Annotated in this window: 10 protein-coding genes; all 10 read left to right on the top strand. The window is 60.3% G+C overall.

All coding sequences use genetic code 11. The features are described 5' to 3' along the window. Positions 1 to 24: 24 nt before the first annotated feature. Positions 25 to 1,083 (top strand): porin, encoded by a 1,059-nt coding sequence (locus tag ACQKRQ_RS16415; RefSeq protein ID WP_427478159.1) that lies wholly within the window; start codon positions 25 to 27, stop codon positions 1,081 to 1,083. Positions 1,084 to 1,420: 337 nt separating this feature from the next. Next, the gene (locus tag ACQKRQ_RS16410; protein ID WP_132374921.1) at positions 1,421 to 2,677 is read left to right on the top strand and encodes an MFS transporter; all 1,257 of its coding nucleotides are present in this window, start codon (positions 1,421 to 1,423) and stop codon (positions 2,675 to 2,677) included. A gap of 70 nt (positions 2,678 to 2,747) precedes the next feature. Next, positions 2,748 to 3,596: a dihydroorotate dehydrogenase electron transfer subunit gene (locus tag ACQKRQ_RS16405; protein WP_427478157.1), complete on the top strand. Its 849-nt coding sequence runs from the start codon at positions 2,748 to 2,750 to the stop codon at positions 3,594 to 3,596. Next, positions 3,589 to 4,539, top strand: coding sequence for a dihydroorotate dehydrogenase (locus ACQKRQ_RS16400; RefSeq protein WP_427478155.1), 951 nt, complete (start codon positions 3,589 to 3,591; stop codon positions 4,537 to 4,539). Before ACQKRQ_RS16405 ends, ACQKRQ_RS16400 begins: the two co-directional genes overlap by 8 nt. A gap of 89 nt (positions 4,540 to 4,628) precedes the next feature. Then, entirely contained in the window at positions 4,629 to 5,882 is a 1,254-nt protein-coding gene (locus ACQKRQ_RS16395) for an allantoate amidohydrolase (protein ID WP_427478153.1), read from the top strand. 27 nt (positions 5,883 to 5,909) lie between these two features. After that, positions 5,910 to 6,968, top strand: a complete 1,059-nt coding sequence (gene pyrC / locus ACQKRQ_RS16390) for a dihydroorotase (protein WP_427478151.1) — start codon at positions 5,910 to 5,912, stop codon at positions 6,966 to 6,968. A 20-nt stretch (positions 6,969 to 6,988) separates the two neighbouring features. Next, positions 6,989 to 8,458 carry an aspartate ammonia-lyase gene (aspA, locus tag ACQKRQ_RS16385; protein WP_427478149.1) on the top strand — a complete coding sequence of 490 codons (1,470 nt, stop codon included), beginning with the start codon at positions 6,989 to 6,991 and terminating at the stop codon, positions 8,456 to 8,458. Between the two features lie 37 nt (positions 8,459 to 8,495). Further along, positions 8,496 to 9,182, top strand: coding sequence for an orotate phosphoribosyltransferase (locus tag ACQKRQ_RS16380; RefSeq protein ID WP_427478147.1), 687 nt, complete (start codon positions 8,496 to 8,498; stop codon positions 9,180 to 9,182). Between the two features lie 67 nt (positions 9,183 to 9,249). Further along, the gene (locus ACQKRQ_RS16375) at positions 9,250 to 9,843 is read left to right on the top strand and encodes a response regulator transcription factor (protein ID WP_427478145.1); all 594 of its coding nucleotides are present in this window, start codon (positions 9,250 to 9,252) and stop codon (positions 9,841 to 9,843) included. 369 nt (positions 9,844 to 10,212) lie between these two features. Then, entirely contained in the window at positions 10,213 to 11,316 is a 1,104-nt protein-coding gene (locus tag ACQKRQ_RS16370; protein ID WP_427478143.1) for a porin, read from the top strand. The last annotated feature ends 41 nt before the right edge of the window (positions 11,317 to 11,357 follow it).

The raw sequence follows: 11,357 nt of genomic DNA, 5'->3' as shown, positions 1-11,357 counted from the left end.
GCTGAAACGAACAAGAGGCTTTTCATGTCTGGTGCAAAATTCAAACTCCTGCCGAGTCTTTGTCTCTTCGGCACTGCCGCGCTGAGCGCTCCGGCGTTCGCGCAATCCTCGGTGCAGCTTTACGGTCTGGTCGACGCGTTTGTCGGCTCCGTCAAAAACCCGGGCGCCCATGCGGCCGTGGTGACGCAAGGGGGCGGGCTGTCCACGTCTTTTTGGGGGCTTCGCGGGACAGAGGACCTGGGCGGTGGCTATTCCACTTTCTTCGTGCTCGAGAGCTATTTCCAGCCGCAGAACGGCACGTACGGCCGCTTCACGAACGACAGTTTCTTCTCTCGCAACGCGTACCTCGGCATTGCCACGCCGTATGGTTCCATTCGTGCGGGGAGGCTGACAACGCCTCTGTACATTTCAACGATCAATCTCAATCCGTTCTTCAACTCCTATACGTTCTCTCCGTGGATTTTCCACACGTATAAGGGGCTCGGTCCGCAGGGCGTCGTGGGCGATTCCGGCTGGAACAACGCCGTAGCCTATTCGTCGCCGACGATCGGCGGCCTGAACGGCACCGTGATCTACTCGTTCGGTAACACGGCGGGTGACGCCGGTGCGCACAAGTGGGGTGGAACGCTTAACTATGCGAACGGCCCGGTCGTGCTCGCGGCCAACTACCAGTACATCAACTACAGCAATGTGGCGGGTGACATCGCGACGGCATTGCCGGCTATACCCGGTCTCAAGAGCCAGGAGACGATTCAACTCGACGGGTCGTACAACTTCAACGTGGTTCGCGTATTCGCCGGCTTCATGAACATCCGCGACAAGGCGACGCTGGGTACGACAACGACCAACTCGGAACAGCTTGGCGTCTCGATTCCCGTGGGCGTAGGGTCGGTGCTCGGAGACTTTGTGTATTCGAAGTCGACGGGGCCGAACAGTGGCGACGTTCACCGCACCACCTGGGCGGTCGGATACGACTATCCGCTCTCCAAGCGTACCGATGTGTACGCGGCGTTCAAATACGACCACTACGCTAGCCAGTCCACGGGACTGACATACGGCGCAGGCCTTCGCCACAACTTCTGAGTGCGTGGCGCGACCGCCGTTCGGCCAATTCGCGCTTACGGGTTTTCACTAACGGAAATCGCGTTGCAGGGTGCGCCAAAAGCGCGTAGTCTAAATATTTAGACGAGTCTGTGAACCAACAGAGTTCAGCGTCCGAGACAGCCCCTTTCTACGTAGTTCAAGACCCGGGACGTCACTACACAGCGCATTGCATGAAGTTTCCCGATTTGTGTCGTCCGGGATGATTTCAGGCGTGCTGATCGTCTATTTTTTTATACGAGTAGCGTTGTGGTTGACACGCGGGTCCACAAAGACCGTTTTCGAATCGCAGGAAAGGAAGTCTCCACTGGAGGAAGTCATGGAAGCAAATGCAAGGGCGGCAGGGCACGATGCCAGCGCGCCAGTCGGGGCGGACGACCGTCCCAGCAAGTACGCCTGGAAAGCACTGGCCGGTTCGGCGATCGGTTACGCGATGGACGGATTCGACCTGCTCATTCTTGGGTTCATGTTGCCTGCCATCGCGTTGGATCTGCATCTGAGCACGCAGCAGTCGGGTGCGCTGGTCACGTGGACGCTGATTGGCGCGGTGGGCGGTGGCATTCTGTTCGGCGCGCTGTCGGACCGGTTCGGCCGCATCCGGGTTCTGACGTGGACCATCGTGATTTTTGCGCTCTTCACCGGGATGTGTGCCTTCGCTCACGGCTTCTGGGATTTGCTGGCCTACCGGACAGTCGCGGGTATCGGTCTGGGTGGTGAGTTCGGAATCGGCATGGCGCTGGCCGCTGAAGCATGGCCTGCAAGACATCGCGCGCGCGTGTCGTCGTATGTTGCGCTCGGCTGGCAGAGCGGCGTGCTTGCAGCCTCTCTACTCACGCCGCTGCTGCTTCCGCATATCGGCTGGCGCGGCATGTTCCTGCTCGGCGTGGCGCCGGCACTCGTTGCATGGGTCGTGCGCAACAAGCTGCATGAGCCTGAAGTGTTCGTGCGGAGTGCGAAGACATCAGCCAGGAAGCCTAACGCATTCAGGCTGCTCATCGCCGACGGACGCACCGCCCGCACGAGTCTCGGCATCGTCATTCTGTGTTCGGTCCAGAACTTCGGCTACTACGGCATCATGATCTGGCTACCGACTTACCTCGCCAGAACGCTTGGATTTGGTCTCACCAAGTCGGCGCTCTGGACGTCGGTGACCATCGTCGGAATGATGGTCGGAGTCTATATCTTCGGCCAGTTGGCGGACCGCATTGGACGCAAGCCGACCTTCCTGCTCTTCCAGGCTGGCGCGGTGGCGATGGTCATTACCTATTCGAAGCTCTCAGACCCAGGCGTGATGCTGTGGGCCGGCGCGCTCATGGGCATGTTCGTCAACGGAATGATTGGCGGCTACGGTGCCCTGATGTCGGAGGCCTATCCGACAGCGGCGCGCGCTACCGCACAGAACGTTCTTTTCAATGTCGGCCGCGCGGTCGGCGGATTGGGTCCTATCGTCGTGGGCGGTATCGCCGCTGCTTATTCGCTGCAACTCGCGATTGCCCTGCTCGCAAGCATCTATGTGCTCGACATGGTCGCAACGATCTTTCTCATTCCCGAGTTGAAGGGCGCGGAACTGGAATAACCAGACAGTTTGCTGCGAACCGCTCTGTTCACCTGACCGGTCCGCAGCGTTATCGAAGAGTGGAGTCATCATGTCAGCAAGCCCGTGCGGCGTCGAGAACGCCGCAATTGTCGCTTCCTATCGTTGCAGAGTCGCAGAGCACTACTGGGTCAACCAGCGATACAAGTACATCCGTCTGGAAGCAGACGCGCCCATCGCGCGAATCACGAAGGCTGGGCAGTTCTACCAGCTCAAATGCCCGACTACGCTGGAACACGAACCGTTCCTGCTGCGCCCGATGAGTGTCTATGGTGCCGGTCCCGAAGACAACCGCATCGAGTTTCTCTACAACGTCACGGGCGTTGGCACGAAGGCGATGGCGACCTTGCTCGAAGGCGGTCGCATGGACATCGTCGGGCCGTTGGGCAATACCTTTACCTTCAGCGCCAACTATCGCCGCATTCTCGTGGTCGCCCGCGGCGTCGGTCTGGCCACGATGGCTCCGCTCATCAAGCAAGCGTCGCAGGCGGGTGTCGACATCACGGCCGTCATGTCGGCACGCTCGCCGGCCGACCTCATGGAAAAAGAGTTTCTGCGGGGCGCGACGGCGGATGTCCGCAGTGTTTTCGATGCGGACGGAACGTCTTCGGTCGAAGCGATGGAGGTGCTGCTGCGTGAGCTCATCGAGCAGCAGCGTCCTGATGCCGTCTATACCTGTGGGTCGCATCGTCTGTTGATGCTATTGCAGCGCGTCCTTTCCGACTATCCGCGAATCACCGCCGAAGTCGCGATGGAACAACGCATGGCGTGCGGTATGGGCGTCTGTCTTTCATGCGTGCGGTTGTTCGATTGCGACGGTGACCGCAAATTCCTTCGCGTCTGTCGCGAAGGCCCAGTGTTTCCCATCCGCGAGGTGGTTGGGGAGGTGGAATTTGGCTAATTTAACCGCCCGGGTTGGCAACATGATTTTGCGCAACCCCGTCATGCCGGCGTCAGGCTGTTTCGCGATTGAATACCAGGAAGCGCTGGCCCTCAATCGTCTTGGCGCGCTCGTGGTGAAGAGCGTGTCGCCAACGTCGCGCGCGGGTAACCCCACGCCGCGCGTGGCGGATAGCTACAGCGGGATGCTCAATTCGATAGGCATCCCGAGCAAGGGGCTCGAGTATTACCGCGAGCATGTGCTGCCGCCGTATCTGAAGTTCGATACGCCGGTTGTCGTTTCCATTTCAGCCGATACCGCCGACGAGTTTGCCGAGGCCTGCGAGGAGATGTCGTTGCCGGAAGTGGCAGCGATCGAGGCGAACATATCGTGTCCGAATCTTGAAGCAGACGGCATGGCGTTCGCCATGCTGCCCGATACGACCTACAAGGCCGTGTCGGCAATTCGCCGGCGCACCGATCACCCGTTCTGGGTCAAGCTCACGCCGAATGCGAGCAATATCGCGGCCGTCGCGCGGGCAGCCGAAGACGCCGGCGCGGACGCCATCGTGATGGGCAACACGGTGCTCGGCATGGCGATCGATGTCCGGACCCGTAAGCCGAAGCTCGGCAATGTGATGGGCGGCCTGTCCGGTCCCGCCATCAAACCCATCGCGGTGCGGCTTGTTCACCAGTGCTATAGGGCTGTGCGGATTCCGATTATCGGCTGTGGCGGTATCCAGACCGCCGAAGACGCCGTCGAATTCATGCTCGCGGGTGCGAGTGCTGTACAGGTTGGAACGGCATCGTTCCGCGACCCGGGCGTCATGCAGAAAATCATCGACGGTCTTGAGGCGTACTGCACGGAAATGGGCGTCGAGAGCATTCGGGACCTGACCGGCCAGGTGAAGCTGGATCGTCAGTTGAGCGACCGCTGGCTGCGGTTTGCACAACAGTCAGGCTGAATCCTCGTTGCGTGAAGGCGGCTCGCTCACCGAGTGCCTTCGGGAAAGTGCCGGATAGCACCGGCACATTGTGCAAATGGACGGGCATCATGGAAATACTTGACCTCACCGGGCTCGCGCAGCAACTCTTCGATGATATTCGCGAACTCTCATCCGACGGTGTAGGTGTCACGCGAGACAGCTATGGCAAAGGCGAGTCCGCAGCGGCCGATTACCTGCGGCACTTTGCCGGGAAGGAAGGGCTGCATGTCGATGTCGACCGCGCCGCCAACCTTATTTTCAGTCTGCCCGAAAGCGACACGCAGCAGCCGGCCGTCTGGGTCGGCTCGCATATGGATTCGGTGCCGCAGGGCGGCAACTTCGACGGCCTTGCCGGCATCATCGCGGGCTTACTCTGCCTGGTTGCGCAGAAGCAGAGTGGTCGAGCGTCGGGTACGCCGCTGCGCGTCATTGCCTTTCGCGGGGAGGAAAGCGCATGGTTCGGCAAGGCTTATATGGGCTCGGGCTCCCTCTTCGGCAAGCTCTCCGCACAGGATCTCGAACTCAAGCATCGAACCTCGGGCAAGTCGCTCGCCAGCTACATGGAGCGGGTTGGTGCGGACACCGCCGCCATTGCGTCTCAGGAAATGCTCTTCGATCAATCCCGCGCCAAAGCGTATCTCGAACTGCATATCGAGCAGGGCCCCATCATGGTCGCCCGCAAGATTGCACTCGGGGTGGTGCCGGGCATTCGTGGCAACGTCCGGCACAACCGGATTACCTGTGTCGGCGAGGCGGGTCACTCGGGCGCAGTCCCTCGCTGGCTGCGTCACGATGCGATGTTCGCCGTAGCGGACCTGATCACCAGGCTGGACGAACACTGGCGCGTGCTGCTCGAGCGCGGCATAGACCTCGTCGTGACGACGGGCATCGTGGGTACGGACCCGTCCGAGCATTCCATCTCGCGTATTCCGGGCACGGTGCACTTCAGCTTCGAAGCGCGCAGCAAGAGCCATGACACGCTCGAAGGGTTCTACCAGTTGATGCGTACCGAGTGCGCGTCGATTTCGCGCGAACGTGGCGTGAAATTCGAATTCGACCGGCGCCTGGAGTCTTCGCCCGCCACGATGGACGAGAAGATTTGCGCCGCGCTCGCCGCGTCTTGCGAGCGCATGGCGACGCCTTATGAGACCGTGCCTAGCGGCGCGGGGCACGACGCGTCGCTGTTTGCAAACGCGGGTATTCCCAGCGGCATGCTGTTCATCCGCAACGAGAACGGCTCCCACAATCCGCATGAAGCGATGGACATCGACGATTTCATGCTTGGCGTGCGTGTGCTTGCCGACACCATCGACCATCTCTAACGAGTCCGCTCAGGTCAAGGAACAGTCATGGTTCAGTCAATTACCATCCGGCGCCCGGATGACATGCATCTGCATTTGCGCGATGACGCGATGCTTCGCACCGTGCTGCCGTTTTCGGCGCGCCAGTTCGGCCGCGCCATCGTGATGCCCAACCTCAAACCGCCGGTTACGACGGTAGCAGCCGCGCGAGCCTATCGCGAGCGCATCCTCGAAGCATTGCCCGCAGGCTCTGCGTTCGAGCCGTTGATGACATGCTACTTGTGTGACGACACCGACCCTGCGGAAATCCGGAAGGGATTCGAGGCGCGCGTGTTCACGGCGGTGAAGCTGTATCCCGCCGGCGCCACGACGCATTCCGAGTACGGTGTGACCGGCATCGACAAGGTCGCAAGCGTGCTCGATGTCATGCAGGAACTGGGCATGCCGCTTCTCATTCACGGTGAAAGCACCGACCCGGCTATCGATGTTTTCGACAAGGAGACTGTCTTTATTGAGCGCACGCTCAAGCGCTTGCTCGACAGGTTTCCGGCGCTCAGGGTCGTGCTCGAGCACATTACCACCGAAGAGGCCGCTGACTTTGTTGACGCGGACACCAGTGGCCGGCTCGCGGCGACCATCACACCGCAGCATCTGCTTTTGAACCGGAACGCGATGTTCACCGGGGGATTGCGGCCGCATTACTACTGTTTGCCGGTCCTCAAGCGCGAGCAGCATCGACTTGCGCTGCGGCGTGTCGCGACTTCCGGCTCACCGTCGTTTTTTCTCGGCACTGATTCGGCACCGCACGAGCGCGGCGCCAAAGAAGCCGCGTGCGGTTGCGCCGGTATCTTTAGCGCGCCGACAGCCCTTGAGGCCTACCTGACGGTGTTCGACGAAGAACATGCGCTCGAGCGCTTTGAGGCCTTCGCAAGCGATAACGGCCGCCGTTTTTATGGCCTTCCACCGAACGAAGGCACCGTGACGCTGACGCGGGAACGCAATGACGCGCCACGAAGCGTCGAACTCGGTGACGGCAAATCGATTGAAACATTCATGGGAGGCGGCGAATTGCCCTGGCGCCTCGTCGACCACTCGAACGCCTATTAAAAGACCCGCCGGAGAGAGCTATGAGCAATCAGGAGTTCCGCGTTGAATATGACCTTCTTGGCGAGCGACAAGTGCCGCAAGACGCGTACTACGGCGTGCATACGTTACGAGCGAAAGAAAACTTCGAGATTTCGGGGACGACCGTCTCGTGCTATCCCAATCTGATCATCGCACTTGCCGCAGTGAAGCAGGCTGCAGCCGTTGCCAACGCTGAACTCGGCCTGCTGTCGCCAACATTGCGCGATGCGATCGTCGCCGCGTGTATCGAGATACGTGAAGGTCACCTGCATGAGCAGTTCGTCGTGGACGTGATCCAGGGCGGCGCGGGCACTTCGACCAACATGAACGCCAACGAGGTGATCTGCAACCGTGCGCTCGAACTGATGGGCCACAAGCGGGGCGAGTACGCGCATCTTCACCCGAACGAACACGTCAATCTCGCACAAAGCACGAACGACGTTTATCCGACAGCTTTGCGCATCGCCACATTCTTTGCCATCGAGCACCTGCTCGAAGCCATGGCGCAACTGCATGCGGCATTCGATGAAAAAGCATTGGAGTTTGCGGGTTTGCTGAAGCTCGGCCGCACGCAACTGCAGGACGCAGTTCCAATGACGCTCGGGCAGGAGTTTTCAACCTACGCGGTCATGCTCGAAGAAGATATGGCGCGCTTGCGTGAGGCGTCGGCATTGATTCGGGAGATCAACCTCGGTGCCACCGCCATCGGTACAGGTATTACCGCTCACCCCGATTACGCGCAGAAGGCGCTCGAAGCGCTGCAACGGATCACGGGTATCGAACTGAGCACAGCGCCCAACCTGATCGAAGCCACGCAGGACTGCGGTGCGTTCGTTCAGATTTCCGGAGTACTCAAGCGTATCGCCGTGAAACTCTCGAAGACCTGCAACGACCTGCGCCTGCTTTCGAGCGGACCACGAGCAGGTTTCGGCGAAATCAACCTGCCGCCGATGCAGGCGGGTTCTTCGATCATGCCCGGCAAGGTCAATCCGGTTATCCCGGAGGTCGTCAATCAGGTGGCGTTCGAGGTGTTTGGAAACGACATCACCGTGACGTTTGCCGCGGAAGGCGGCCAGCTTCAGCTCAATGCCTTCGAACCGATCATCGCCTATGCGCTGTTTCGCAGTTTCAAACATCTCACTGCGGCGTGCATCACGCTCGCTGACAAGTGCGTGAAGGGTATTACGGCGAATGCCGGGCATCTGCGCGAGACCATGGAGCGCTCGCTCGCGCTGGCCACGGCGCTGAACCCGTACATCGGGTACAAGAATGCGACGTCCGTTGCGGCGGAAGCGCATGCGCACGGCACGACCATCAGGGAAGTCGTGCTTCGTCGACAGTTGATGACCGGCGCGCAACTCGACGAGGCGCTTCGCCCGGAGGCACTCATTCAGCCCCGCATTTACGGCAGCCTTGTCGATCTGATTGCTGCCGCGGGTGCAGGCGCAGAACAGGATGCCGTTGCAAAGTGATTTCAACGCGCAGGCCAACACAAGTATCGGAGTTTGTATGTCGATTTCACGCACGGAGCTCGGACTGACCACGACCGTCGCCAGGGCTCTCATCGAAGCCGGTTGTGTTCAGTTCCGCGTCGATGAACCATTCCGCCTGCCATCAGGATGGACTAGCCCGGTCTACATGGATTGCCGGCGGCTCATCTCGTTTCCAAAGCTGCGGCACGCGCTGGTCGGCGAAAGCCTGCAACTGCTGCGTGAGCGTGGTTGTCTCGAGGGCATCGACGCAATTGTCGGCGCGGAGTCGAGTGGCATCGCGATGGCGGCCTGGATTGCGGACGCCCTGCAATTGCCGATGCAGTACGTGCGCAAGAAGGCCAAAGGTCTCGGCCTCTCGACGCAAATCGAAGGCGTGATCGAAGCCGGCGACCGCGTACTGTTGATTGACGACCTGATGGCTGCGGGAGAGTCGAAGCGGGAGTTCTGCCGCGCGTTGCTCGAAGTCGGCGCGAAGATGAAGGACATCTTCGTGGTATTCGACTACGGCGTGTTCCCGACGGCAGGAATGCTGGACCGCTGGGGAGTGAGCGTGCATTCGCTGGCCAATTGGCACGACGTGCTCGTTGCTGCCAGAAGCGACGGGCTCGTCGACGAACGCTCGCTGAACGAACTGGAAGCGTTTCTCAAGGACCCGGTCGCGTGGTCGCACGCGCATGGCGGAATCGTATGGACGCCGCGTTAAGCCTGTCGGGCGAGGCACGCGCTAACGATAGAGGGGTTTCATGGACTGCGCGAGCGAACTGGTCTATGTGGTCGACGACGACACACGCGTGCGAGAAGCACTCGCTGCGCTGTTGCGCGCAAACGGAAGAGACGTCCAGACATTCGACTCTGGCGAAGCGTTTCTGGACACGCCGCATCGTAACGTCGTTGCATGTCTGATCGTGGATATGAGAATGCCAGGCATGAATGGCCTGGAAGTTCAGAAGCTAGTCGGCACGGACTCTTCGATTCCCGTTATTTTCATTACTGGAAGAGGCGATGTGCCGTCCGCGGTCCTTGCCATGAAGAGCGGGGCTGTCGATTTCCTCACCAAGCCGCTCGACGAGGATGCGTTGATACGCGCGGTCGAGGCGGCGCTTGCCACGGCGCACGTCCTTCGCAAGGAGGCGCAAGAGGCAGCGATGCTGCAGGCGCTCCATCAATCGCTGACGCCTCGTGAGCAGGAACTGTTGCCGTTACTCGCGAGCGGTTTGCTCAACAAGCAGGCGGCAGCCATCCTTGGCATCGCCGAATACACCGTGCAGGTGCATCGCGGCAACATCATGAGAAAAATGCAGGCGGGTTCATTTGCCACTCTGGTCAGGCAGGCAAGCAAACTGCAACTCGAAACATCGCCTTGACGACGTTCTATGCCGCCTGGCTTTTGAAGGTGGACTGCTTTGCACCCGCGCACCCGCGGCGTGACGATTCTTGAGACCATTGCCATTGCGGCTTTTCCAGCAGATCCGCAAGCGGTACAGGGTAACCGGCTACAACAAATATGTCATATCAAGTGGCCGCTGCGCCTCGTAGTATGCAGACTCAGAGTGCATTCCCATGTTTGGTACGTCATGGCAGTGCTCAACGATCCGGGCGAATCACAACGAGGGTTGGAGGGAGCGATTGTGTTGGCGGTCCGGCTTTGACTCGTTCCTGACGACGCTATCCATCAGCACAGCGGAGGCTGGGGCAGAAAGGAGAACGAAAGGAGAATCAACCTGGAACCTCTCGTGAAATATCAACTGTGCGGTATCGTCCTGCTCGCGGCCAGCACGGCTGCTTCGGCACAATCGAGCGTGACGCTGTATGGCCGTGTCGATGGCGGGATCGAATACCTGAATCACATTGCCAACGGCATGGGCGGCAGTTCGAGCCGTTGGAGCGCGGAAGGCGGCGACTGGGGCACCAGCATGCTGGGCTTCAAGGGCACCGAAGATCTCGGTGGCGGCATGTCCGCACTGTTTGACCTCGAAACCGCGCTGCAGATCATGAACGGCACGACTGGCGGTGGCAGGCTCTTCTCGCGCCGCGCGTATGTCGGCCTCAAGAACGAGACGTGGGGCCAGTTGCAGGCCGGGCGCAATCTTTTTATCGACAGCGACGGTGTCTGGGAATTCGATCCGTTCGTGCAGCAGGCCGTGTCGTCGGCTTCGCTCGTGCGCGGGCGCAATTGGCAGCAGACCAGCAACAACGTCGAGTACCACAGCCCGGTCTTTCATGGCTTCGACGTTCAGGGCCAATATGCCTTTGGCAATCAGGCGAGCGGTTTCAACAACGGCGCCGAGGGCGAGTTCGGCCGCTCGGACGGCATCATGCTCACGTACCATTCACCGCTCTTCGACGTGCGCGGCATCTACGACGAGCTACGCGATTCGAGCGGGCGCTTATCCAACATCTTCACGGCCTCGCGCGAGTATTTCGTCGGTGCGAACGTGCGCGTGCAGAAGTTCAAGATCCAGGCGGCCTACACGCACTACGCGGCGCCCGATTCGCCCGCAGGCGTGGCCGACAGCGCCGACCACTACTGGCTGGGCGCCACCTATCAGGCTACGCCACGCTGGGCCATGACGGCGGCGGGCTTTTATATCCGGGTAGGCGAAGGTACCGGAGATGCTTCGCACGATCCTGGCAGCCATGCCTTGCTCTATGCGCTCGGGACCACCTATAACCTAGACTCGCGTACCTTTCTTTACGGGACCGTCGCCTACGTGAACAACAGCGGGAACGGTACGTTCTCGGTGTTCGCGACGCCGCGCGATTCGTCCTCGCCGACGAGCCCGATAGCCGGCGAATCGCAAACCGGCGTGTACGTCGGAATGATGCACACGTTCTGATATGCTTTTTACCGTGCTCCGGCGCGTGAATTCGGCGTCGG

Source organism: Paraburkholderia sp. NPDC080076 (genome assembly GCF_050281145.1).
Taxonomy (GTDB): domain Bacteria; phylum Pseudomonadota; class Gammaproteobacteria; order Burkholderiales; family Burkholderiaceae; genus Paraburkholderia.
This window is presented reverse-complemented; position numbering and strand designations above follow the sequence as displayed.